Source organism: Rouxiella aceris, from assembly GCF_012933545.1.
In the GTDB taxonomy this organism is placed as follows: domain Bacteria; phylum Pseudomonadota; class Gammaproteobacteria; order Enterobacterales; family Enterobacteriaceae; genus Rouxiella; species Rouxiella aceris.
In genome coordinates this window covers 13,319-35,274 of the sequence record NZ_JAADJU010000004.1, presented here as the reverse complement: position 1 = coordinate 35,274, position 21,956 = coordinate 13,319, and the positions used below count along the sequence as shown (strand labels likewise).

At 47.9% G+C, this 21,956-nt stretch carries 28 protein-coding genes; 26 read left to right on the top strand and 2 right to left on the bottom strand.

Annotated elements, in window-relative coordinates; translation table 11 throughout:
- Nucleotides 1–11 precede the first annotated feature (11 nt).
- The 25 genes from GW590_RS08295 to GW590_RS08175 all read left to right on the top strand — a co-directional run bounded on the left by GW590_RS08295 (nt 12) and on the right by GW590_RS08175 (nt 17,502).
- Nucleotides 12–1,235 (top strand): DUF2213 domain-containing protein, encoded by a 1,224-nt coding sequence (locus GW590_RS08295; RefSeq protein WP_169402564.1) that lies wholly within the window; start codon nt 12–14, stop codon nt 1,233–1,235.
- 6 nt (nt 1,236–1,241) lie between these two features.
- Nucleotides 1,242–1,721, top strand: a complete 480-nt coding sequence (locus GW590_RS08290; RefSeq protein WP_169402563.1) for a structural cement protein Gp24 — start codon at nt 1,242–1,244, stop codon at nt 1,719–1,721.
- 18 nt (nt 1,722–1,739) lie between these two features.
- The gene (locus GW590_RS08285; protein WP_408014925.1) at nt 1,740–2,678 is read left to right on the top strand and encodes a DUF2184 domain-containing protein; all 939 of its coding nucleotides are present in this window, start codon (nt 1,740–1,742) and stop codon (nt 2,676–2,678) included.
- A 38-nt stretch (nt 2,679–2,716) separates the two neighbouring features.
- On the top strand, nt 2,717–3,034 hold the full coding sequence (locus tag GW590_RS08280) for an STY1053 family phage-associated protein (protein WP_169402561.1): 318 nt from the start codon (nt 2,717–2,719) through the stop codon (nt 3,032–3,034).
- On the top strand, nt 3,000–3,416 hold the full coding sequence (locus GW590_RS08275) for a DUF4054 domain-containing protein (RefSeq protein WP_169402560.1): 417 nt from the start codon (nt 3,000–3,002) through the stop codon (nt 3,414–3,416). Before GW590_RS08280 ends, GW590_RS08275 begins: the two co-directional genes overlap by 35 nt.
- Nucleotides 3,416–4,045, top strand: a complete 630-nt coding sequence (locus GW590_RS08270) for a hypothetical protein (RefSeq protein ID WP_169402559.1) — start codon at nt 3,416–3,418, stop codon at nt 4,043–4,045. The genes GW590_RS08275 and GW590_RS08270 overlap by 1 nt, the downstream gene beginning before the upstream one ends.
- Nucleotides 4,032–4,418, top strand: a complete 387-nt coding sequence (locus GW590_RS08265; protein WP_169402558.1) for a head-tail adaptor — start codon at nt 4,032–4,034, stop codon at nt 4,416–4,418. The genes GW590_RS08270 and GW590_RS08265 overlap by 14 nt, the downstream gene beginning before the upstream one ends.
- Nucleotides 4,411–4,956: a phage neck terminator protein gene (locus tag GW590_RS08260; RefSeq protein ID WP_169402557.1), complete on the top strand. Its 546-nt coding sequence runs from the start codon at nt 4,411–4,413 to the stop codon at nt 4,954–4,956. Before GW590_RS08265 ends, GW590_RS08260 begins: the two co-directional genes overlap by 8 nt.
- Nucleotides 4,957–4,959: 3 nt before the next feature.
- A complete protein-coding gene (locus GW590_RS08255; protein WP_169402556.1) occupies nt 4,960–6,105 on the top strand; it encodes a DUF3383 family protein in 1,146 nt (381 codons plus the stop codon).
- A 9-nt stretch (nt 6,106–6,114) separates the two neighbouring features.
- A complete protein-coding gene (locus GW590_RS08250) occupies nt 6,115–6,555 on the top strand; it encodes a phage structural protein (protein ID WP_169402555.1) in 441 nt (146 codons plus the stop codon).
- A 3-nt stretch (nt 6,556–6,558) separates the two neighbouring features.
- Nucleotides 6,559–7,029, top strand: a complete 471-nt coding sequence (locus GW590_RS08245) for a phage tail assembly chaperone (protein WP_169402554.1) — start codon at nt 6,559–6,561, stop codon at nt 7,027–7,029.
- Between the two features lie 35 nt (nt 7,030–7,064).
- On the top strand, nt 7,065–7,226 hold the full coding sequence (locus GW590_RS08240) for a DUF6889 family protein (protein WP_169402553.1): 162 nt from the start codon (nt 7,065–7,067) through the stop codon (nt 7,224–7,226).
- Nucleotides 7,207–9,219 (top strand): transglycosylase SLT domain-containing protein, encoded by a 2,013-nt coding sequence (locus GW590_RS08235; RefSeq protein ID WP_169402552.1) that lies wholly within the window; start codon nt 7,207–7,209, stop codon nt 9,217–9,219. Before GW590_RS08240 ends, GW590_RS08235 begins: the two co-directional genes overlap by 20 nt.
- A complete protein-coding gene (locus GW590_RS08230) occupies nt 9,219–9,794 on the top strand; it encodes a phage baseplate protein (RefSeq protein WP_169402551.1) in 576 nt (191 codons plus the stop codon). The genes GW590_RS08235 and GW590_RS08230 overlap by 1 nt, the downstream gene beginning before the upstream one ends.
- Nucleotides 9,791–10,096, top strand: a complete 306-nt coding sequence (locus GW590_RS08225) for a phage baseplate plug family protein (protein ID WP_169402550.1) — start codon at nt 9,791–9,793, stop codon at nt 10,094–10,096. The genes GW590_RS08230 and GW590_RS08225 overlap by 4 nt, the downstream gene beginning before the upstream one ends.
- Before the next feature lie 8 nt (nt 10,097–10,104).
- Complete coding sequence (locus GW590_RS08220) at nt 10,105–11,178, top strand: hypothetical protein (RefSeq protein ID WP_169402549.1); 1,074 nt, start codon at nt 10,105–10,107, stop codon at nt 11,176–11,178.
- A complete protein-coding gene (locus GW590_RS08215; RefSeq protein ID WP_169402548.1) occupies nt 11,175–11,915 on the top strand; it encodes a hypothetical protein in 741 nt (246 codons plus the stop codon). The genes GW590_RS08220 and GW590_RS08215 overlap by 4 nt, the downstream gene beginning before the upstream one ends.
- Nucleotides 11,916–12,094: 179 nt before the next feature.
- The gene (locus GW590_RS08210; protein ID WP_169402547.1) at nt 12,095–12,877 is read left to right on the top strand and encodes a hypothetical protein; all 783 of its coding nucleotides are present in this window, start codon (nt 12,095–12,097) and stop codon (nt 12,875–12,877) included.
- Nucleotides 12,864–13,259: a HEPN domain-containing protein gene (locus GW590_RS08205; protein ID WP_169402546.1), complete on the top strand. Its 396-nt coding sequence runs from the start codon at nt 12,864–12,866 to the stop codon at nt 13,257–13,259. The genes GW590_RS08210 and GW590_RS08205 overlap by 14 nt, the downstream gene beginning before the upstream one ends.
- Before the next feature lie 53 nt (nt 13,260–13,312).
- Entirely contained in the window at nt 13,313–13,969 is a 657-nt protein-coding gene (locus tag GW590_RS08200) for a Gp138 family membrane-puncturing spike protein (RefSeq protein ID WP_169402925.1), read from the top strand.
- Nucleotides 13,966–14,319 carry a hypothetical protein gene (locus GW590_RS08195; protein WP_169402545.1) on the top strand — a complete coding sequence of 118 codons (354 nt, stop codon included), beginning with the start codon at nt 13,966–13,968 and terminating at the stop codon, nt 14,317–14,319. Before GW590_RS08200 ends, GW590_RS08195 begins: the two co-directional genes overlap by 4 nt.
- Nucleotides 14,320–15,519, top strand: coding sequence for a baseplate J/gp47 family protein (locus tag GW590_RS08190; protein ID WP_169402544.1), 1,200 nt, complete (start codon nt 14,320–14,322; stop codon nt 15,517–15,519).
- A complete protein-coding gene (locus GW590_RS08185; protein ID WP_169402543.1) occupies nt 15,516–16,181 on the top strand; it encodes a DUF2612 domain-containing protein in 666 nt (221 codons plus the stop codon). Before GW590_RS08190 ends, GW590_RS08185 begins: the two co-directional genes overlap by 4 nt.
- Entirely contained in the window at nt 16,181–17,311 is a 1,131-nt protein-coding gene (locus GW590_RS08180) for a hypothetical protein (protein WP_169402542.1), read from the top strand. Before GW590_RS08185 ends, GW590_RS08180 begins: the two co-directional genes overlap by 1 nt.
- Nucleotides 17,311–17,502, top strand: a complete 192-nt coding sequence (locus GW590_RS08175) for a hypothetical protein (RefSeq protein WP_169402541.1) — start codon at nt 17,311–17,313, stop codon at nt 17,500–17,502. The genes GW590_RS08180 and GW590_RS08175 overlap by 1 nt, the downstream gene beginning before the upstream one ends.
- Nucleotides 17,503–17,546: 44 nt before the next feature.
- Here GW590_RS08175 and GW590_RS08170 read toward each other — a convergent pair whose 3' ends face one another.
- Nucleotides 17,547–18,569 carry an acyltransferase family protein gene (locus GW590_RS08170; RefSeq protein ID WP_169402540.1) on the bottom strand — a complete coding sequence of 341 codons (1,023 nt, stop codon included), beginning with the start codon at nt 18,567–18,569 and terminating at the stop codon, nt 17,547–17,549.
- A gap of 1,366 nt (nt 18,570–19,935) precedes the next feature.
- The gene (locus GW590_RS08165; protein ID WP_169402539.1) at nt 19,936–20,238 is read right to left on the bottom strand and encodes a zinc-ribbon domain and TM2 domain-containing protein; all 303 of its coding nucleotides are present in this window, start codon (nt 20,236–20,238) and stop codon (nt 19,936–19,938) included.
- A gap of 984 nt (nt 20,239–21,222) precedes the next feature.
- On the opposite strand from GW590_RS08165, the gene GW590_RS08160 reads away from it, so the two are divergent.
- Nucleotides 21,223–21,888, top strand: coding sequence for a DUF3313 domain-containing protein (locus tag GW590_RS08160; protein WP_169402538.1), 666 nt, complete (start codon nt 21,223–21,225; stop codon nt 21,886–21,888).
- Nucleotides 21,889–21,956 lie beyond the last annotated feature (68 nt).

Sequence of the window (21,956 nt, the reverse complement as noted above, 5' to 3'; positions counted from 1 at the left end):
GCAGGTACCCAATGAAATATTTCTTTAAGACCCGCCTTGGTAACACTCGTTATCAGCTGGCCGATGGTTCGGTGCTGTTTAAAGACGTGCCAATTGCCCGGACCGGTACCCAGGTCTATGGCGCTGAAGAGCTACCAGACCTTGAGCCGGGCGTTGATGGGTTGATAACCGTTCAACGAAATCCCGAGGAAGTTTTTAGCGATGAAACGATCGCGTCCTTTGAAGGGATGGCGGTAACGCTTGGTCACCCCAAGGATTTAAGCGGCAATATCATTTTCATTACGCCGGATAACTGGCGGCAACTGGCGAACGGCCATATTCAAAACGTCAGGCGCGGCACAGGTGACAAGTCTGATCTGATGCTGGCCGACGTCATTGTGAAAACACAGGACGGCATTCAGGCGATCAATGACGGTGACGACGAAGTCAGTTGCGGTTATGACGCCGAATATAAACAAATTTCGCCGGGGGTAGCGTCACAGTACGCAATCACTGGGAATCATCTGGCTGTGGTCCCTAGTGGCCGCGCTGGTTCACGTTGTGCATTTGGAGACAGCATGCCTACTACCTCAAACACCGCAAAAAGTTGGTTGGCGCGCCTCACGCGCGCGCGTAAGACCAATGATGCCAATGAATTGGCAAGCCTTATTGATAATCCGCCTACCGATATGACGGGCGATGATGCAGGTGTCACGAACACCACCACACCAGGTGGCGTGGTGAATATTCACCTGGCGCCACAACAGCCTCTACCCGGTCCGGCATTGTCGGGTACGGGTGATGCTGATGAAGATATCCCGGCATGGGGCAAGGCGCTTATTGAGGCCGTTTCAAAGCTGACTGGCGAGAATAAAACCGAGCCAACCGGTGATGAAGACGAAGACGATAAGGAAGAGAAAAAAGAAGAGGCTGGCGCTATCACTGGTGATGCCGCCTATCGTGCCGACCTTATCCAACCGGGTATCCAACTGCCAGAGAAATCAAAACTGACGGCGTTTAAGCGCACCGTGTTGGCAGGCGCAGATCAGAAAATCGTCCGCTCAATTGTAGGGGATGCGGATATTTCCAAGCTGAAAAAACGCACGGTAGATATGGCTTTCAATGCCGTTTCCGAGCTTTCAAAGAGCCGCAATACCAAAACCAATGACAGCGCCCGTGCAATGGGTGACGCAACACGCAACACCATTGCCGGGTTGAACCAAGCTAACCAGGACTTCTGGTCTAAACGAGGCTAAACCCCCATGACTGCATATTTAAAGCGGATGCCTGCGGGCATTGCCGGGGCTATCTCACGCCCGCAAGATCTCACGGTAGAACCAGTTATTCTGGATTCTACCAACCTCTTTGCCGCCTATGGACTGGGTGGCAAATATCTCAATGGGAAGTTTGTTCCTATCGCTGCTGGTGATACTGCCGCTTTGCTGGCGGGTATTTTAGTCCGTCCGTTCCCGACGGCGGCACAACCCGATGTTGTCCAGCAAATTGGTACCGGGAAGAATTTTACCGGTGACAGTCTCAAGCGCGGCTATCTCAATGTGAACATCGGCGGCGACGCAAGCAGCGTTACGCTGGGTGGCGCAGTGTACATGCGTATTGCCGCGCCAAACGTGGGCAGTTTTGTTGCCGCTGCAGATGGCGTCAATACCGTGGCGATCACCACCGCCTATTTCACCGGCCCTGGCGATACCAGCGGCAATATCGAAATCGCTTATAAAATTTAAGGAAGATTGAAAATGGTAATGCAAACCTTTGATCAGGCGACGGTAGACGGCACCGGTACTTTTCTGATTCATGAGCTGGAGCGTCTTGATCAAACGCTAAATATGCCGCTTGTTGCTTTCACTTGGGGCCGCGATATTCAGCTTCGTGAAGACGTCTCTATTGCTGATGAAATCAGCTCCTTCACTCAGTCCGGGTTCTCTGCTTCTGGCTCACCAGCCTCTAATGGTAAAAACTGGCTGAGTAAAACAGCCACGGCTATCGCTGGCGTTAACGTGGATATCTCCAAGCAGGGCTTCCCGCTGACGCTTTGGGGGATGGAGCTTGGTTGGACGCTGCCAGAACTGCAGGCGGCGGCGCAGGTGGGGCGTCCGATTGACTCACAAAAATTCGAAGCCATGCAGCTTAAATGGAACATGGACACGGACGAGCAAGTTTACACCGGCGATACAGGGCTAGGTATCAAGGGGCTGCTCAATTTGAGCCAGGTCACGCCGATGAATGCCGCCAAAACTTTTGCCACCTCAAGCCCGGATGATATGCGCCTGGCGATCAACACGGTACTGAGCGCAGCGTGGGCCAACTCGGCCTATTCGATGGTGCCTACCGACCTGTTGATCCCACCAGAACAGTATGGATTGCTGGCAAGCACTATCGTTTCAACCGCGGGTAACCAGTCACTGCTGACTTACCTTTCAACTAACACCATTGCTTATCATCAAAATGGACGTCCGTTGAATATCCGCCCGGTTAAATGGGCGAAAGGCATCGGCACCAGCGGTACCGACCGCATGATTGCCTACACGAATGATAAAAAATTCGTGCGCTTCCCAATGGTCCCACTGATGAGCGTCCCCGTTCAGTACCGCGGGCTTTATCAGTTGGTGACGTATTACGGGAAACTGGGTGCGGTAGAGCCTGTTTATACCGAAACCCTGGCTTACATGGACGGCATTTAACTGACCGCCCCGTAAAGGGGCTTTTTTGTGAGGCAGTGATGAAGACAATTTATGTTTTAAAAGCATTCGGCTTCAATGACGGTTCCGGGAAACTCGTTGATTTTTCGCCAGGTTTCCATGATGTCGAGGATGAAGTCGCGGAACATTGGTTTGTGAAAGCTCATCTTTCGCCAGATGGAAAAGCCCCGGCAACTGATACTGATCCGCGTATTTCTGAGCTGGAAGGCCAGTTGGCTGACAGGGATGCGAAAATCACCGAGCTGGAAGGCCAGTTGGCTGACTTAACAGCGCAGATCGTTTCATTATCAGGTGGTGACAATAATGGCGGTAAATCAAAGCCTTCCGACACCAAGTGATTTTCGAGAGCTTTTCCCCCAGTTTGCCGACACAACCAAATTCCCCAATATACGCATTGCCGCCCGACTCGCAGTAGCAGACCGATTACTTAATGAGAACGTCACTGGAACAGACTTGTTTCCCTATTTCTGTGGCCTTTTCGTTGCTCATTATATGGCGCTCGATGTGGCTGATAACCGTTCGGTTGCAGTCGGTGGCGCTGGTGGCGCAAACAGCGGGATCTTAACGTCAAAATCGGTGGATAAGGTTTCCATGAGTTACGACGCCAGCATGACGATGGATCCCGATGCTGGCTTTTGGAATAACAGCCGCTATGGTTCGGAGTTTTGGGAGTATCTCATGCTCTTTGGCGCTGGCGGCATCCAGCTTGGGGTGCCGTGATGAAAAGTGGCCTGACCGTTACCAAGGATTCAGCGCAGTCAATTTTCGATGCGTTGAAGGCCATCGGCAAACGAGATGTGCTGGTGGGTATTCCATCTGATCGCGCTCAGCGCAGTGAGGGGCAAGGCATAAACAATGCCGAGCTTGGGTATCTGCATTCTAACGGCGGCACTATTCAAATTCCCGAGCATGACGTAACGGTCAATCGGAAAATAAACGCTGATGGCTCGTTTGCCCAAAATGGTCAGTTTGTCAGGGCTGGCAAAAGCAACTTTTCAACCATTCATACGGTCAAGGCTTACTCGGTAACACTACCACCACGGCCATTTCTTGAATTAGGAATTGCATATAAAAACAAGGAGATAGTGGCCGAACTTAAACTTGCGGCTGTTGCGGCGCTATCCGGCGATGCCGCTTGGTCTGAGAAATATCTCAACCGGGCCGGTCTGATAGCCATGAATGGTGCCAAGGGGGTTATCCAGGCTGGTGACAAGCTCACGCCGCTGGCCGAATCCACAAAGCGCAGTCGTCGTTCTCGCGGGCGTATCGGAGAAAAGCCGCTGTATGACACTGGCGGCTTGCTTCGGGCCATTACTTATATCGTGAGGGATAAAAATGCCACTTCTTGATGTATCGGAGATATTTTCCGATCCCGATTTTGTTGATACCACGCTGGTCTGTCACCGCAATACCCAAACGATGGATGCCGATAATTTTGCTGTTAACACACCCAGCGATATTCCGTTTTCTGGCGTTGTGACCGTTGACCGCTCGCTTGAAGCCAAGCGCATGGCCGCCGGCCAGAACATTAACGGGGCAATCCTCATCGTGACGCAGTTTAGACTCACGCAGGGACAGCCAGGGCTTGACGCTGACGTGGTTACTTATCACGGACGTGAATATCGCGTGACGTTTGTTGACCCCTACACCGCGTATGGCTCTGGATTTGTCCAGGCGCATTGCGAGCTGTTGGACTTTGATGGAGGAACACCCGTTGAGTAATGACAGCACCACAGCTGGTTACCTGACGCCTATCGGTGATGTGCCTTCTTATGACAACGACCTGGAACGGGAGGTAAGCCGCTGGATCCGTGGTGTGACGGGAATTGATACCAGCCTGGTTTATCCCCGCTGGACTGACCCGCAGCCGCAGATACCGAAAAACGGCACCACCTGGTGCGAATTCGGCATAACCACGCTGCCAGGCACTGCGCCCCCGGCAAACGTTCAGATTTCAGATGAGCAATCGGAGCAATGGACATGGGAGCAGGTGAGTGTCATTTGCTGCTTTTACGGTCCACAGGGTGCCAGCGTGGCCACACTTTTCCGTGCCGGGCTTTACGTCGAACAGAACAATGCAGAGTTAAACCGTTCCGGGTTGTCGCTGGTTGATGTCGGGACAATCTACAACCTACCAGAACTCATCAATAACCAGTGGGTTCGGCGCTATGACATCACCGTCACCCTTTCGCGTAAAAACGTCCGCACCTATGGCATCAAAACGCTGGTGGATGCACCGGTACAATTCTTCGGAGAATAAACTATGGCACAGGGATTACCTGTATCGAATGTCGTCAGTGTTGACGTCATTATGTCGCCGACGGCAGCAACCGGGCGTAATTTTGGCTCGCTGCTTATCCTTGGCACCTCAACCGTTATTCCTGTTTCTGAGCGCCTTCGCCTCTATAGCGCCGCGGCTGACATCGGGACTGATTTCGGTGTGGAAAGTGAAGAGTATAAGGCTGCAACAACCTTCTTTGCTCAGTCTCCCGCCCCTACGCAGGTTTATGTCGGTCGTTGGGCTAAAACACTGGCTACGGCCGAAGCGGGATCGGTTGAAACTATGCTTCAAGCTGTTAATGCTGTACTGGATTATAACAGCTGGTATGGGCTTACTATTGCTGACAGTGCGCCACTGGCGGCTGTTGATATCCTAAGCGCGGCGGCGGCGATCGAATCTGCCGGGGTAAGCCGTATTATGGCCATCACCAGTGCCGATGCCGCAATCCTGACCACGACCTCAACGACTGATTTAGCGTCAAAACTGAAAGCCGCAAGCTATGGGCGCACTTTTATTCAGTATTCATCAACCAATAGCTATGCAGCTGTATCAGCTTTTGGCCGGGCCTTCACTGTCGATTTCACGGGCAGCAATACCACGCTCACTATGAAATTTAAACAAGAGCCAACGGTGACGTACGAAACTATCACCACCTCTCAGGCGGCGGCTATTGATGCTAAAAATTGCAACGTATTTGCCTACTACGCGAATGACACGGCAATTTTGCAGCAGGGTGTGATGTCGAACGGCGATTTCTTCGATGAGCGCCACGGCCTTGACTGGCTACAGAACTATGTTCAGACCAATCTGTATAACCTGCTCTACACAAGCACAACCAAAATACCTCAGACCGATCCTGGCGTAACCAGGCTATTGACCAATGTAGAGAAGTCGATGGATCAGGCGGAAAAAAATGGTCTTATTGCTCCGGGCGTCTGGAATGGTGCTGATATCGGTCAATTATCGTCAGGAGATACGCTGACCAAGGGCTATTACGCTTACGCCCCGGCAGTTTCCTCTCAGGCACAGTCTGATCGTGAAGCCCGCAAATCCCCGACAATTCAGGTCGCCTGTAAGTTGGCGGGCGCAATCCATTTTGCAGACGTTCAAATCAACGTTGTTCGCTAAGGAAAAAATATGGCTACTTATTCCTTCCAGGATGTCTCCGTTACGATGGATGGGCCAACTGGATCCATCGATTTAGGGTACGGTTCAGCTAATGCCGATGAAGGCATTACTACGGGAATGCTCGAAGCAAAAAACACAATGACCGTGGGTGCCGATGGTGAAGTTATGCATAGCATGCATGCGGGGAAAGCGGGTTCTCTCACGGTTAACTTGCTTAAAACCTCACCGGTAAACAAAAAATTGTCGCTTGCCTACAACGCACAAAGTCAATCCTCTGCGCTTTGGGGCAACAATGTATTTGTTATCCGTAACCATGTTTCAGGCGACACCACTACCATCCGTTCAGCGGCTTTCCAAAAACAACCAGACCACGCTAACGCCAAAGTCGCCGGTATGGTCGCCTGGGTATTTGACGGCGGTAAAATTGACCAGATTCTTGGGGAGTTTTAATCGATGGAATTTGAAATTAACGGCATCACCTACCGCATTGACAAGCTCAGTGCCTTTGACCAGTTCAAGGTTTCCCGCAAGCTGTTGCCGGTTCTCTCCGGCATGATTTCTGACTTCCAGGCGATTCGGGCCTCTTTCCCGCAGAGAAAAGAAACTGCAGAAGGGGGAGAGCCGACAGCGAATACTCTCGAAGACTGGATCCCCGTTATCGAAAAAATTCTGCCAAAAATCACCGATGCGCTGGCGGCCCTGAGTGATGAGGACGCCAACGCGGTGATCCATACCTGCCTGGCCGTCGCCAAACGTAAAGCTGGTGGCTCCTGGATTTCAGTGTTTAGTAATGGGGTTATGGCATCCGATGAACTGGACATGCTGGGAATGCTGCAGATTGTTGGTCGCGTGGTGGGCGACTCCCTTGGAAATTTTTTCAAAGGACTCCCCGGGAAAGCCATTTCCACGGATCCAGCGGCATAGAGTTTGAGACGCTTCCGGGTGACCTTGATTACATCATGCGCCCGGCCAAGGCTTTCCATCTCGACATGAAAGACCTGAAGTCTGGCGCGATAGACCTTTACGACATTGCTTTGATGAATGATTACCTCGACATGGAAGCCGAGAACGAAGCAAAGATAGAGCGTTGGAGAGCGGAAAATGAACGCGGAGACGATTAAAGAATTCCTGGTATCCCTCGGTTTTGCCGTTGATGATGCCGGTGCGAAAAAATTCGATGCCGTGATCGCGGGCGTTACAGCTAACGTGTTCAAAATGGCGGCCACAGTGGAGGGGGCAGCCGGTGCTGTTATGCTGTTTACCACCCAGGTTGCCGCCGGGCTGGATAATTTGTATTGGGCGTCTCAGCGTACGGGGGCCAGCGTCGCGGGGATAAAGGCGCTGGGGTATGCGGCGTCGCAGACGGGATCAAGTGCGGAGGCCGCGAAGGGTTCTCTTGAAAACCTTTCGCGGTTTATGCGCAATAATCCAGGAGCCGAGAGCTTTCTGAATCGACTGGGAGTGCAGACGCGTGACGCCAGCGGCAATATGCGCGATATGTCCTCTGTGTTCACGGGTATCGGGCAGCAGCTCAGTAAAATGCCTTATTACCGTGCCAATCAGTACGCGCAGATGCTCGGCATTGACGAAAACACGCTAATGGCCATGCGCCGGGGTCTGGCTGGATTTAACGCTGATTATTCGGCCATGAGCAAGGCTATCGGCTACAACGCTGACCAGGCAGCGGTCGGCTCCAACAAATTCATGACATCGCTTCGTGGTTTCAGTGCAATGGCGGGCATGGCGCGGGATAAAATCGGGTCTAACCTGGCAAACGGCCTGGCTGGCTCAATCGATAATCTTCGCAAACAAATCCTCGATAATTTCCCGAAAATTGAGGAAACCATAACGCGTGGTGTTAAAGGCCTTCTATGGCTCGCTGATATTTTTGGCAAGGTAGCTTACCGGGCCGTGCAGGCGGTGGGGGACATTATTAAGTGGTGGAACAGTCTTGATAATGAAAGTAAAAAGCTTATCGGGACCTTTGGGCTGATCATTGTTGCATGGAGGATGCTTAACAGCGCATTCCTGATGTCACCCATCGGCCTGATCACCGGGTTGATAATCGGCCTTGGCCTGCTCTATGACGACTATCAGACGTGGAAAGAAGGCGGGAAAAGCCTTATCGACTGGTCTAAATGGGGTCCTGAGATTGAGCGGGCAAAAAAGGCATTCGGTGACATTAAAAAGTGGCTGCTTGAATTAAAAGATGCGGTTGGCGGCTGGCAAAATGTTCTTGAAGGATTGGCGATTTTCGTTGGTGCCAAATGGCTTATGGCAATGATGGGGCCAATAAAAACGATCACCTCCGCGTTAATGTCTTTTCCTGCGTTATTCACGAAAGCGCTAACTCTATCGGGTATTTATGCAATCATCGCCTCTATCAACGAGGCTTACGAACGCATGATTGCATTGCGTGATGGTACAAACCCTGGCGGCATTGCGACCCAGTCACAAGAAATGGGGGAACGAGATAGCCTGGCCCGGCGAAATTGGGCGCTTAACAACCCGGGAGTGCCGTTCCCCGGCGTCCAGACGCTACCAGAAGTGGCTCGACCTCACCCTACTGCCAACGGCGCAGCAATGCTTGCCTGGTTGTCTCCCACGCTCAATAAGCTGGAAAACCTTTATCACCTCCCTGATGGTCTGCTGAAAAGCGTAGCCATCGCTGAATCAGGCGGCGACCAGAACGCCAGATCGAATGCCGGTGCGGAAGGACCTTTCCAACTGATGCCAGGGACGTCAAAAGATTTAGGCCTCAAGAATGGGGAAGCTTTTGACCCCGTCAAGTCTGCGAACGCCGCGGCTAAGTATCTCGCTCAGCTCTTAAAAGCGAATGGCGGCGATCTGCAAAAAACTATCGCGTCGTATAACTGGGGTGTCGGTAACGTCCAGAAGTACGGCATGGGGCTTATGCCACAGGAAACGCGCAATTATGTTCCGCGTGTTCTCAGTAATATGCCGGGCGGGGGCAAGGGGGCCTCTATTCAGCAAGAAACGACCATCAATATTAACGGTGTGAGTGACCCAATGCGCGCCGGTAAAGAGGTGGTAGATCGTCAGACGGGTGTTAATTCACGGCTTACTCAGCAAGTAGCGGCGGGAGCGAGATAATGGATATTTTATCGACGTTATTTCAACAATCCACGCGAAGCATTGGCCTGATCATTCCCAGCGTTGTGATCTCTGAAAAGCACCAGGATGCGCTGGAAATTACAGAGCACCCTGTCGAGATTGGCGCTCCGGTAGCCGACCATGCTTACAAGCGGCCATCAGAAGTCACGATGGAGGTCGGTTTTGCTGGTGGCGGCTCCTTGCTGGATTTGCTTGATACCTCTTCAGTCGGACTTTCCCTCGGCACCAGCCCGAAGGAAACCTATCAGAAGATATTGGATCTGCAGGCCACGCGCGTTCCCTTCAATGTCACAACCGGCAAGAAGCAGTACACCAGCATGCTTATCCGGGCGATTGATGTCACGACCGACAAGACCAGCGAGAACGTGCTGATGTGCGTTCTCACACTGAGGCAGGTGCTGATATCTCAAACCCAAAGTGTCTCTGTGACCGATAAATCTAACATGGCCAGCGGCGCGAGCACTTCCGCTGTGCAAGATAGCGGCGTTAAAAACCCCGTCCCTGACGACGACGCATCATTTCTAGAGAAACTAGCCTGGTGGTGGAGATTATGAATGTCGCTGAAATACCGCTAACGCCGGATAACCAGCAATTCAGTATTACGCTCAACAGCACTTCTTACCGCATGAGGATCATCTGGAGGGATACGCCAGGCTGGGTGCTGGATTTGCAAGATAGCGCCGGTGTGAATTTGATAACAGGAATACCCCTGGTGACCAACGTAAATCTGTTGGCCCAGTATGCGTATATGGGTTTCGGTTTCGGGTTGATGGTGTTTTGTGACGACGCCGCGCAGGAATACCCGAGCAAAACCGATCTCGGTACCGGAAGTCACTTATATGTCGTTCAAAGCTAAGGGGTGTTATGAGTCAGAACTGGATGCGTCATTTTGAACTATTGCTGACGGATGATAACGGCAAAGGCCTGAGTTTTTCAGACTTCAAAGTTACGTTCGATATTGAGTGGTTTAACATCAAGTTTTCGCGCGTTGCCGTGATAAAAATCTATAACCTGTCCCCGCATACCAATAACCGGATCCTTGGAAAAGAGTTCACTAAAATCAGGCTGATTGCCGGTTATGATGGAATAGCCACCGCCGTGGGAGACAACCAGGTAGGCAAGGTGACCCCTGTTAGTGCCGGAGACGTAGGCCAAAAGAATGGCCAGAATTTCGGGCAGATTTACAGCGGAGATATCCGCTTTACGATCACAGGTCGTGATAATCCCACCGATACCTATGTTCTGATCCAGGCTATTGATGGGCATCAGGCGCTGCTTGGCGCGGTAGTCAATACCACGCTGGCCGCTGGCTATACTGTGGCCGATCTGCATGCTGCAACGATGCAAAGTTTTGACCCATTCGGGGTAAAGAAAGGGATCACCGGGGATATGCCAGCCACGGTATTCCCACGTGGGCGCGTTATTTTTCAGTCGGCACACAAGGTGATGGACAATATCTCGGAACAGTGTGGCGCAAACTGGCAGATTGTTGACGGCTTAGTAAACATGGTACCGGAAAATCAATATACCCAGGAGGCTATCGTTTTAAATAGCCTAACCGGGCTGGTGGGCATGCCACAGCAGACTATGGGTGCCGGGGTTAACGTCCGATGTCTGATTAACCCGAACATCCGGGTAAACGGCTTGATTAAACTGGACCAGACCTCCGTCTACCGGGCCGCGCTATCCTCACATGACATCCAGATGTCTGGAGGCAGCATTAGCGAGACGAAGGATAACGGGAACCTGGTTGTTAACGGTATTGCCAGCACCCCTCCGGCAAGTATTGCGACGGATGGTGTGTATATCGTGCAATCCATCAGTTATACTGGTGATACAAGAGGCAAAGCGTGGTACATGGATATGATGTGTATGGCGCGTGGATCTGCGGAACTTCAAGTCAGCTCAGCGCTAAATAGGTCGGTGATTTCAGGATGAAAAATAAATTCTTATTGATTGCGGTTAGTTTTCTTGTGCTTTCTTCGACAGCATGCAGCGGGTTAAATGCTCTTTCTGGAAGAAATAAAAACGATGTGAACGAATGGATAGCAAAAAAAAATCTTGAACAGGCCAACGAAGATAAATTGGCAAAAGATAGGCAGACTGAGAGAGACCGAAAAATTGAGACAGAGCAAAGGAATTTCTACCTGACTCACCCTGAAATGCCGATTCCAAAAATGCCCTTGGATTCGAAATCTTCGGTAGATAATGCGTTTCGAAATGCATTAAATAATTTCGGTTTCGTTACTAGGTATCCAGGCTCCCAAGATCCCAATCAGGTTTACGTTAAAGTGGGGGGCTCAATGCTAACTATGCTGAGAGTTCAGCTAGCCCTATCTGCATATGGTGAAGAATGTAGAAGAGCCTCTGCTTATACTGGCCATGATTACAAAAATGAATGCCTAGCAAGTCTTACTCGCGACATATCAGCCTTCTCAGAAATGCTGAAAAATGATGATATTCCAGATAAAACTAAATTAGCGGCTTTGGGTGAGGCTTCATATGCGAATAACATCGACTTCGGGTATGCCGCTAGGCTGGCAAAAATGCACTTTAAGTTATGTCAGCAAAGGGGTAATCAAGGATATGTGGAAATGGTAACAGTTGCCGTACCTTGCAATGGACAATCGGACGTGTTGAACATTTATGCAGCTCGAGAGATGGGTTTTTTGTAAACTCAACGTACAAGTCGTCCAGGCAAACATGGATGCCCCGAAGGTTTTCGGAACCTATGACTGTGTGAAAGTCGGGTGATCCTAAATATTTTACATTAGCGTCGATATCTTTTTGAGATTGAAATTTAGCCAATCTAGGCTTAGAATCTCTACCCCGTTTAGTTGGGCCGAGGAAAAAAATGGCTGCTGGAATCCCACAAGAAAAAGCCGAAGAGTACATTGCACAATTTTCGGCTAAACTGGTTAATGGTGAGTCTGTAGATCATTTTACTTATAAACGTGTTAGCACCGAGCTTAATGCTACCAATACAAGCGCTTCTTTAGTTGCTTCGGGATATTTGGAAGTCTTGTTTGGGAATGAGCAAGAGGCTCTGGAGATTTTTAGACTGTCTCTAGATCCTCAAGTTAATGATTTTTTTCTTGCACAGCACTTTTATGAATTTCTAAAGTTAACATTCAACTTTCTCGAACTGAGTAAAGTTGCTTATATTTTAGCAGAAAAATATCCCAGTAAAATGTTTAGTCAGATTGCTTATAGCAATGCATATCGATTTGGCGAAAGAAGCCATTTAAGTCGTTTCTTTGATGAACATATCAAGCTGCTGTCAGACGCTGAAGGAAGGCAGAAGGCTATGAAACATAAAGACGAACTGTTGTCAGAACTCGACGGGGCCTTTGATGCATCTCAAAGTACTCATGAACAATTTGATCTATTGGCAAGCATCATTTGGTCAGTAGTGAAAGAATTTAAGGCTATCACTGGTTATGTTCAATTAAGTGATAGGGGCAATGGATGCTATATAGTTGACATTAAAGGTAAATCGCCTAAAGAAATTGCCAAAATGAACTTTGCTCTAGCTGATAAAGTTTGTGAAGAAGATAAATTAGACAAATGTAGGCTTCTTGCCCGTTTCTCATCTCCTCGTCAACTTCATACCGGAGTGAGTTATGTCGGTAACTAGCAGTGATATTTTAGATACAGCTCGGTTATGCTTGAACAAAAAAGACGAGAGTGGCTATAGAAGTGCTATCTCGCGCGCGTATTATAGCATGCTTCATGAGGCTATCTCTTCGCTAACATGTTTACCTCACTTTACCCGTGAGCACCATAAAAATACTGTTGGCTACATGTCTAACTCAGCTGAATGCAAGAATGAGCCATATCCAGCAATGTCGCTAAAATCTTTAGCCTACGTTCTGAAAACACAGAGAGATGCAAGGAATGAAGCTGACTATGAATTACAAACAGTAACTATTTCCGAAGAAATGGCACAAGATGTAATTGAGGCAGCGGAAGAGTTCTTTGAGCGATGGACATTGCTCAAGACACCTAAAGCATCTTAATGCATAAAAATTTATTAAACCCGCTCCGGCGGGTTTTTTTATGGAGTTTTTCCATGCCTGTATCAAACAGTGCGCAAACCGGTGACACCTCAGAGCTAAGCGAGACTTTATTAAAAAGTCATTCCGCTGGCCTGCGTGTGTGCATGCCTGGGATCATCCAGTCCTTTGACCCGGATACCGTCACATGTGTCGTTCAGCCTGCGTTAAAAGGCGCGATTACGGATGCATCCGGCAATGTAGTGTCTGCCGATTATCCCCTGCTGACTGATGTTCCCGTATCCTTCCAGCGCGGCGGTGGGGTAACCATGACCTTCCCGATTAAAGTGGGGGATGAGTGCCTGGTTGTTTTCGCGGACCGTTGCATAGATTTCTGGTGGCAGAGCGGTGGCATACAGGAACCTGTAGATCCGCGTCAGCACGATTTATCAGATGCCTTTGCGATAGTTGGTCCCCAGTCGCAAGCGAATAAAATCAGCGGGATCAGCACCAACTCTGTGCAAATCCGCACAGATGACGGGGGTAGCTTTATCGAGTTGACCCAGGGCGGTGCGATAAATATCAATTCCTCCCTGGTGACGATAAACGGAAATGTGCAGGTAAATGGGAAAATTACCTCAAGCGGCGATCAGGTTGCCGCCGGCATTAGCCAGACCGGGCATAAACATGGTGGGGTTCAGTCTGGTGGTAGCACTACGGGGGTGCCTCAATGAGATACCGACGCGAAGATGCAGACGGTGATTATACATTCGGCCAGGGTGACAATACCTTTCTGATTAACTCGCCTGATGCCGTGGCGCAGGCGGTTAAAACCCGGTTTGAACTCTGGTACGGCCAATGGTTTCTTGATACCACAGCCGGGACACCGTGGATTCAGTCAGTGCTGGGAAAACAGAAACCAGAAATTTATAACATGGCAATTCGCCAGCGTATTCTGGAGACCACTGGTGTTAACTCGATCACCGTCTTCAATACCTCAGTAAATAGCACTACTCGCCGAGTTTCCTTCACCGCAACAATCGACACAATCTACGGAACAACGACAGTCACAAGCGAGGCATAAATGGCTTTGAACCTCGATACGCTGGGGCTATCGGCAACGATAACCGCCCAGGGGATCAGTGCGCCCGATTATCAGACGGTCCTGACAACAATTACCGGCTTCTTCCAGCAAATTTATGGCAGTGACGCTTACCTTGACCCTGATAGCAAAGATGGGCAAATGGTCGCGCTGGTGGCCCTGGCCATTAACGATGCCAATAACACAGCAATAGCCGTCTATAACACATTCTCTCCGGCCACGGCGATGGGGGCCGGGCTATCCAGCAATGTTAAAATAAACGGCATAACGCGGGATGGGGCCAACAACTCGACAGTTGACGTGCTGATCACTGGCACTATCGGACTTGAGATAGTCAACGGCTCGGTTAAAGACACCAACAATATCACCTGGACGCTACCAGCTTCTGTGGTGATTGGTACCGATGGAACTGTGCTGGTGACGGCTACCTGTGCCACCGCTGGCGCTGTTGCGGCGCTGGCTGGCACCGTTACTGGTATCAACACGCCGACGCGCGGCTGGATTTCGGTAACAAATCCAAACAGCGCAACGGTGGGTAACGCTGTTGAGACTGATGCGGAACTGCGGATCAGGCAGTCACAAAGCACGGCCCTGGCCTCTGTTACCCCATTTGATGCCCTGGATGGCGCATTAGCCAATATCACAGGTGTTGTACGCCACAAACTCTATGAAAACGACACCGGCACGGTCGATGCTAATGGGCTGCCAGCACATTCAATTACCGCGATTGTGGATGGCGGCGATATCAATGATATTGCATCAACCATCCGGCTTAAAAAGGGCCAGGGCGTTTCGACTAACGGTACTACCGCAGTAACGGTGACGGACTCGAAAGGTAATCCGCACGTTATCAACCTTTCGCGGCCCGTTGTTGTACCGATTTATGCGGCGATCACACTGAAGGCGTTTACCGGCTACACAACGCAGATAGGCGCAAACATTGCCCAGGCGGTTGCCGACTATATCAACAGCCTTGCGATCGGTGATTCCGTGCTGCTTAGCCGCGTTTATTCCCCTGCGAATCTTGGCGTAGTGAGTGGCGGGAATAGCAAATTTTACGACATCCTGACATTAAGCATTGGCACCTCTGCTGGGTCGGTTGCTGCGGCGAACGTCAATCTCATCTACAGCCAGGCGGCATCTTGTAGCGTCGCTAATATTTCGATAGTGGCCACCTCATGAGTAAATACACTGACTTAATCACCAACTACCACGCCGGTAAGCCTAAGTTTGTCTCTCACATCGATTTATCTACTCGTCCGCTGACTGATATATCAAACGCAATGCTCGGCATGATCTCCGCATTTGATATCGATAATGCGGTTGGCGTTCAGTTGGACATTCTCGGCCAGTGGATTGGCAGAACACGCATTGTTAGCCAGCCAATTTCAGGGATTTATTTCTCATTCGATACGCCCGGGATCGGGTTTGACCAAGGGGTGTGGCAAGGACCATACGACCCGGACGCCGGGTTTACTAACTTGAGTGACGATGTTTACCGGATTGTCCTCAAAGCGAAAATTGCCATAAATCGGTGGGATGGCACCAACGAAACCTTACCGGACATTCTTGATACGGCGCTCGCCGGGTCCGGGCTGTCGATGCAGATCATCGATAACCAGGACATGACCATTTCAATTCTTGTTTTTGCTGCTGGTGGCCTGAGTTCTGTTTCGCTCGAACTGCTGGCCGCTATTCGCCAGGGCTACTTAACAGTCAAAGCTGCCGGAGTGTATGCCGGCCAAATATTAACGCCGTCGGCCGGGACGCAATTTTTCGGCTTTGATATTGAAAATGAATATATCGCCGGGTTTGACCAAGGCGCATGGGGAGTGAATTTATAATGGCAGTGAATAATTTTAAACCGTTTGGGATTGGTGCTTCTGCCAACGTTACGCCACAGGCAGCCTATGAGGCACTTGCTGCGCTCAGTGCAGGGTTTCAGGCGGGTACTGCAAGTTCTGCGCAGGTTAACAAAGCGCTGCGTCAAGGTTCGGTGATGGCCAGCGTGCTGGCGCAGTTTATTGCCAATACCAGCGGCGCTGACGTGCTTGATAACGGCGACGTGGCCACGCCGTTGGCAAACCTGCTTTTGGGTCTTAAGGCGAATACTGCAGGCAGTTTTTTGCAGACGGCAAATAACTTCGTTGAAATTAAAAATGCAGGTGCTACAGCTGTGGCCGCCGCTCTCGCAAACCTTGGTTTAGGCGGCGGCCTTTCTGGTATCGTCGGTGCAGTGCGTAACGCAGCTATGAGCATCGCTACGGCGTCAGCTACCGCTACTTTTACGGCTGACGAAATTATTGTAGAAACAGCACTGGGCGGTACTCAATATCGCCTCAGCTCTTTTAATAAAACTATCAATTTGGGGGTTGTCGGTGCGGGAGGAATGGATGTTGCTGTATCGGCGGGAATTCGATATTTAGGCATTTATGCAATTTATAACCCGACAACTGGCGCATCTGCTTTACTTGCGACTGCGAATGCAACTGATGTTACCGGCGCATTCCCTGCTGTATATAACGGCGCTTTGCCCGCGGGATACACGGCGTCCGCACTTATCAGCGTTTGGCTTACATCAAGTGGGACGTTTTATGTTGGGTATCAGATTGACCGAAAAGTTTATATAACGTCAAACGTCATGCTGAGTACGACAACAACAGCAACCGCCGCGTCAGTATTAAGTTCCTCGTCATCAGCATTTCCAAGAAATGCGAAGACAATATCAGGGTCAATTGCGACAACCACCTCAAGCCAACAAGTTGCCGAAATTTGGCTATTAGCATTGCCGATTATCTATAACGGTCCTCGCTTCGCCCTTAACTCGACTGGGGCGTCTGGCGGTGGACTTGGTTCATGCGTTTTCTTTAATGACCACGCAATTACCACTCCACAGACAATCTATTACAGTGCGTTTTCAACGAATGGCGCGTCATTCCAATTTTCAATTAACTTAACAGGATACACATTCTGATGAGCACGAAAATTTATGTTGTTTTAAATGGTGATGGCAAGTCAATACAGACATATTTTGGCACAACAGATCAGGACCCGGCAGAGTGGCCGGGTATTACCTCTGTGCAATCCTCTGACCAGATCTACCACGACTATTACGCACTCATGACCACGTATGGCATGCAGTATGGGATGGTGGTGCCAGATTAGTAGTGGATGGGCTGATTAACTATCTAACCAGCCCATTATCCATCCTAAGAAAGATACCCTTTAATTTTATTGCTTACTGGTAGTAATATGCCAGCTGATAAAAAACTAAGCACAATAACCACTGAAAGTAATAAATAGAACCGAAGGTTGGTAATGTTTTTAATTTCATCATTTGACATTATATAAAATATAAATCTGTGATGTACAAGAAATGCAATGAAAGAGTAAGTGGATAAGCAACCAATGGTTTTTATAAAAAATGATGGTTTCTTTAAAAGTTCGTAAATTGAGGCAGTCGCAACAAAAGATGCACATAACAATGGGGTTGAATATAAGTTTTCAAAGTAACCCACTCCGAATGCATTTGAAATTGTAATTACAAAAATTGAAATGTATAGTGATATTAAAGTATTGCGTCTACTATCACGGATGAAATCAAAAAACATCATCCCAAATATAAATTCTGGAAGTCTGGTTGTAGGGTTCCACATTGCATTAGCATTCCAAAATGGGCTGTGAGAATAAATCCAGTCGTTGAAATGAAAAGATATTGACGATATTATAATGGAAATTAATAACGCAGAAGTCTGACTTCGTAGGTAAATTATACGTATTAACGGAAACAAAGTATAGATTATAACTATAAACCCAAGAAACCATTCCCCAATAAGGTAATAGTTTTTATACATGGAATATAGGTAGCCATCCATTCCGAAAAATGACATAGCTAATATGGCTGGGTTGCTGCCGACTTTTACCACATGACCAAATATAAAAAAACATAGTGCGACTGAAATATAGGTGACCCAGAATGCTGGGTATATTGAAAGGAATCTTTTTTTATAGAATTTTAAAACGCTAAATTCATTTTTTGAACTTGTTGATAATGCTCCGCCAGAAATAATTATAAAAAAAGAAACGCCTATTATACCAAGCGGCTTAAATAAATCGGTGATGTGAACTCCAGGGTTTTTAGATGCCTCAACATACAAGTGAAAGCACATTATCATTAAAATTGAAATGATCCTCATGAAATCCATTGAGAGAATTCTATTATTATTTCGCACTTTATTTGACCCTAACATTTAAAATCTTAAATAATTTTAATCAATCACAAATATTTGCACGAAACCACAGCATTTTCAATTAATAAAGAACACAAGCTCACGTAAGCTGAACAAACCCTGCTTCTCGCCTGAAAAATTCATGATTATGCTGTTTTTATGTACAGTTGTTTAGGGGGCGGCTCGGTTTTGATGTTGTGTATCCACTTCAGGGATGCTATGTGATGAGCTGCAACGAAATCTTAGCCTTGTTTCGAGGTTTAACCGTTGCAGCCTGTTTTACATTACTCTGAAATCTCTAGCTTTATCTATTTTAAATATTTCTAGAATTTACATAATTTCAGCGAAAGAAGGTTAGGTTCTATTACCTAAGAAGCCACCATCCTCGAACGTAGCTTTGAAATTTTCTTTATTGCATTCGGTAATTTTTCTGCAGTGTGGGCATTGTTGAGTATTCGCAAAAAGGGTACCAGACTCAAAAGTCTTTCTGTCACCAAGCCAGATTGCAGACTTAAACCATTGAGAGCAATGAAGGCATCTAACTTGGATATCAGTAGTTTTACACATAAAATCTCCTAAGCAGAGAAGGGGAATAAATAATAACACTTGGCGATAAAAAATATTTATAAGCTTGCTGGTTTGGGAGCTATATCAAATTATTTCATGAACCTGCGAGTTCAGTGCTATTTACAGGGAGTGGAGTTGCTCCGGCCTGGGGATCCGCTATCGAAATTTTCCCGACGATTTCCTAAAACAGTGGCAACTAAATGATTCAAAAGGACTTATAAAGACGGTGTTTTTGAGTGATTATTGAGCTTTATGGTTTTTAGTTTGTTGTTTTTTAAGGAGAAATTAAGTTTTTTGCGGATAAAGGAATCGTATTCGGTCTTTTTTTTATAGGGTTTTTAAAACAACGACTTACTGTAAAATCAACGACTTATTCCCACCCAGTTGCACTCAATTCTACCCTGTAGGATCTTCTGTCGCCATTTTGTCGCCACTTTTGGCGGCAGTTTTACTATGTAAAATCGACAGCGGATTGTTAATCAACGCAGCCTCCAGGCGATCCGGCGCGAAGTGGGCGTAACGCGGGTTTACCCAAATATCAAAATTACCAGGAATGCGCTGTAATTCTTTTATTCCAGAGTACGTCGACGCTGAGCAATCAGGGACAGTTGTGCCGCTGGCTTGGGGGATTCACCAGCCAACCAGGCCATCTCATTTTCTGGCCTATCAAACTCACGGTCATTTTTCACCAGAAAGAATCTTGCATTTACACACAAATACTTGTCGATGCAAGTTTGGCTTAGCTACTCAATAATCACCCTTTGGCAGGAAAGGCCTCATGTGGATGAGGCCATTTATATAGTCAACTATTGTATTTGCGATCGAATGTTTCATCAGATTCGCACAGATAGATGATAAATTCGACAAAGGCAATAATTGAGGGGATAAGTGTCCAGCAGAAAATGAGGTATAAAATTCCCTGACCAATCTTACCCAAGTAGAACTTGTGTACACCAAAGCTACCCAGGAAGAAGGCCAGCAGCGCAGCGGCTATTCTGCTTTTTGACCCTTGACTACCATAGCGAACAGCGCCGCAATGAGGGCAAGATTTTGCTGTGCTGTGTATTTCTTTCCCGCATCCGCTGCAAAAAACCATGTTACTCATGATTGACTCTCCAAATATTCTTATGTTTTATAACGCGCACACAAGAATACATCGGTTGTTATACATTTTTGAATGCATTTTTTCTTCAATCTTACGATTAACCGCTAGACAGGTTTAAAAAGGTAAATATCGAGCATGGCAGCTCTCCGCATTATCATCGCCGCGTTTCAAAACGCCGAGATGGTGAATATCCAGGGTCGCGCCATTGGATGACAGCTCGCTGCTGTATGGATGAGATTTCCGGCAATCTTGCCGCCATCAGTCTCATTCAGGGATTGGGTGATCAATTGCTGGTGCATTCGACAATAGGCGTATCGAGGGGGATTTTTGCGAAGCTATGACCATCACTATTTTAGTTTCTGAGGAAAGGCTTGCTCGGCCGCAGTTTTAATCCGCGCAGCTTTAGCGTGCCGGTTTTCGGCTCATACATCCATAGATGACTTTGCATGCGAACCATCTAAAAATTTCTTAAAACTATAGCGCGGATAGCATTTAGCGGCTTCCATAGGGCGATATTTTGCTTTCCTTAAGATATGGCTGCCTGGCTACAAACATTTTTGGCGGCACGTCCTGCTTTAAAAGATTTAACAACGATAATGATCTGATGCTAAGTGAATCGGGCTCTACACATGAAGAGCTCCTTACCTGGACATAATCAGTATGATGTGGGATATCTAAAAATGAATGGTCCATTTTGGTGGGATATTTACATTACCACTGGCCTTGTCACTTCTCCACCTGTCGCCCTTTACTTATGACGAAGTAAAATATTGTTTCAGGAACAGTAACTTAACTCGTACATTTAAATGTACGTGATAATTTTGATGCCTCACTCGCAAAACCTAACCATGCTATGTATGAGATATAAATAAAACTGGAGTTAATCATATTCTTGACCTTAAATGATATTTAACCAAATTGATAAGGGTTTTACTTTATTGATTTGCATGCGAATTAATAATTCAACCACAAGGTTACATGATAATGAAAACATTGCAAATTTCTACCAAAATAGGGTGTGTTATATTCCTGGCTGTACTGGCTGGTTGCTCCGCCAAGGTAGCAGAAAAGAATCAGTATTCAGGTTTTTTGGGTAACTACTCAGATTTGAAGCCAGTGCAAACCGCCAGCGGCCATCAAACGTTACGCTGGGTCTCGCCTGACTATCACCAACAGCAGTATAAAAATATCTATTTTTCACCTGTCGTATATTACCCACACGCTTCGCCAGATAGCCGAGTTAGTGCAGGTACTTTGGAGCAAGTTCGACTTTATACAGAGCAACGTCTGAAAAATGCCATTGGGCAGAGAATACAACTGGTCAATCAACCGCAAAAGGGGGGGATGATAGTCAAGACAGCGATCACTGCAGTAACGGCGAGCAATAAAGATGTGCAGTTTTATGAAGTAGTACCTGTTGCCGCAGTGATTGCAGGTGCAATGGCTGCCTCAGGGCACCGAACTCAAAACTCTGAACTCTTTCTTGAACTTGAAGTTATGGATGTCGCCACTAATAAACCTTTGGTCAAGGTTGTTAGAAAAGGATATGGGAAAACAGTGGATAACAGCAATGCCCCTATAACAGCTGCGGATGTCAAAGGTGCTATCGATGATATGGTCCGCGATGTAGCCAGTTTTCCAAATCAGTGAGTTTTAGATAAATAATAGGTAAGTGAAAAACTAACACGCATTATCGAGTAAGTAGTCATGTTAGCATG

Coding starts and splice junctions, on each gene's coding strand:
- GW590_RS08240 (WP_169402553.1), top strand. CDS start 7,065: ATGCGCCCGGCCAAGGCTTTCCATCTCGACATGAAAGACCTGAAGTCT.
- GW590_RS08175 (WP_169402541.1), top strand. CDS start 17,311: ATGAGCACGAAAATTTATGTTGTTTTAAATGGTGATGGCAAGTCAATA.
- GW590_RS08165 (WP_169402539.1), bottom strand. CDS start 20,238: ATGAGTAACATGGTTTTTTGCAGCGGATGCGGGAAAGAAATACACAGC.
- GW590_RS08295 (WP_169402564.1), top strand. CDS start 12: ATGAAATATTTCTTTAAGACCCGCCTTGGTAACACTCGTTATCAGCTG.
- GW590_RS08265 (WP_169402558.1), top strand. CDS start 4,032: ATGCCACTTCTTGATGTATCGGAGATATTTTCCGATCCCGATTTTGTT.
- GW590_RS08200 (WP_169402925.1), top strand. CDS start 13,313: ATGCCTGTATCAAACAGTGCGCAAACCGGTGACACCTCAGAGCTAAGC.
- GW590_RS08245 (WP_169402554.1), top strand. CDS start 6,559: ATGGAATTTGAAATTAACGGCATCACCTACCGCATTGACAAGCTCAGT.
- GW590_RS08185 (WP_169402543.1), top strand. CDS start 15,516: ATGAGTAAATACACTGACTTAATCACCAACTACCACGCCGGTAAGCCT.
- GW590_RS08190 (WP_169402544.1), top strand. CDS start 14,320: ATGGCTTTGAACCTCGATACGCTGGGGCTATCGGCAACGATAACCGCC.
- GW590_RS08255 (WP_169402556.1), top strand. CDS start 4,960: ATGGCACAGGGATTACCTGTATCGAATGTCGTCAGTGTTGACGTCATT.
- GW590_RS08225 (WP_169402550.1), top strand. CDS start 9,791: ATGAATGTCGCTGAAATACCGCTAACGCCGGATAACCAGCAATTCAGT.
- GW590_RS08205 (WP_169402546.1), top strand. CDS start 12,864: ATGTCGGTAACTAGCAGTGATATTTTAGATACAGCTCGGTTATGCTTG.
- GW590_RS08290 (WP_169402563.1), top strand. CDS start 1,242: ATGACTGCATATTTAAAGCGGATGCCTGCGGGCATTGCCGGGGCTATC.
- GW590_RS08220 (WP_169402549.1), top strand. CDS start 10,105: ATGAGTCAGAACTGGATGCGTCATTTTGAACTATTGCTGACGGATGAT.
- GW590_RS08230 (WP_169402551.1), top strand. CDS start 9,219: ATGGATATTTTATCGACGTTATTTCAACAATCCACGCGAAGCATTGGC.
- GW590_RS08270 (WP_169402559.1), top strand. CDS start 3,416: ATGAAAAGTGGCCTGACCGTTACCAAGGATTCAGCGCAGTCAATTTTC.
- GW590_RS08160 (WP_169402538.1), top strand. CDS start 21,223: ATGAAAACATTGCAAATTTCTACCAAAATAGGGTGTGTTATATTCCTG.
- GW590_RS08235 (WP_169402552.1), top strand. CDS start 7,207: ATGAACGCGGAGACGATTAAAGAATTCCTGGTATCCCTCGGTTTTGCC.
- GW590_RS08280 (WP_169402561.1), top strand. CDS start 2,717: ATGAAGACAATTTATGTTTTAAAAGCATTCGGCTTCAATGACGGTTCC.
- GW590_RS08210 (WP_169402547.1), top strand. CDS start 12,095: ATGGCTGCTGGAATCCCACAAGAAAAAGCCGAAGAGTACATTGCACAA.
- GW590_RS08275 (WP_169402560.1), top strand. CDS start 3,000: ATGGCGGTAAATCAAAGCCTTCCGACACCAAGTGATTTTCGAGAGCTT.
- GW590_RS08195 (WP_169402545.1), top strand. CDS start 13,966: ATGAGATACCGACGCGAAGATGCAGACGGTGATTATACATTCGGCCAG.
- GW590_RS08285 (WP_408014925.1), top strand. CDS start 1,740: ATGCAAACCTTTGATCAGGCGACGGTAGACGGCACCGGTACTTTTCTG.
- GW590_RS08250 (WP_169402555.1), top strand. CDS start 6,115: ATGGCTACTTATTCCTTCCAGGATGTCTCCGTTACGATGGATGGGCCA.
- GW590_RS08180 (WP_169402542.1), top strand. CDS start 16,181: ATGGCAGTGAATAATTTTAAACCGTTTGGGATTGGTGCTTCTGCCAAC.
- GW590_RS08215 (WP_169402548.1), top strand. CDS start 11,175: ATGAAAAATAAATTCTTATTGATTGCGGTTAGTTTTCTTGTGCTTTCT.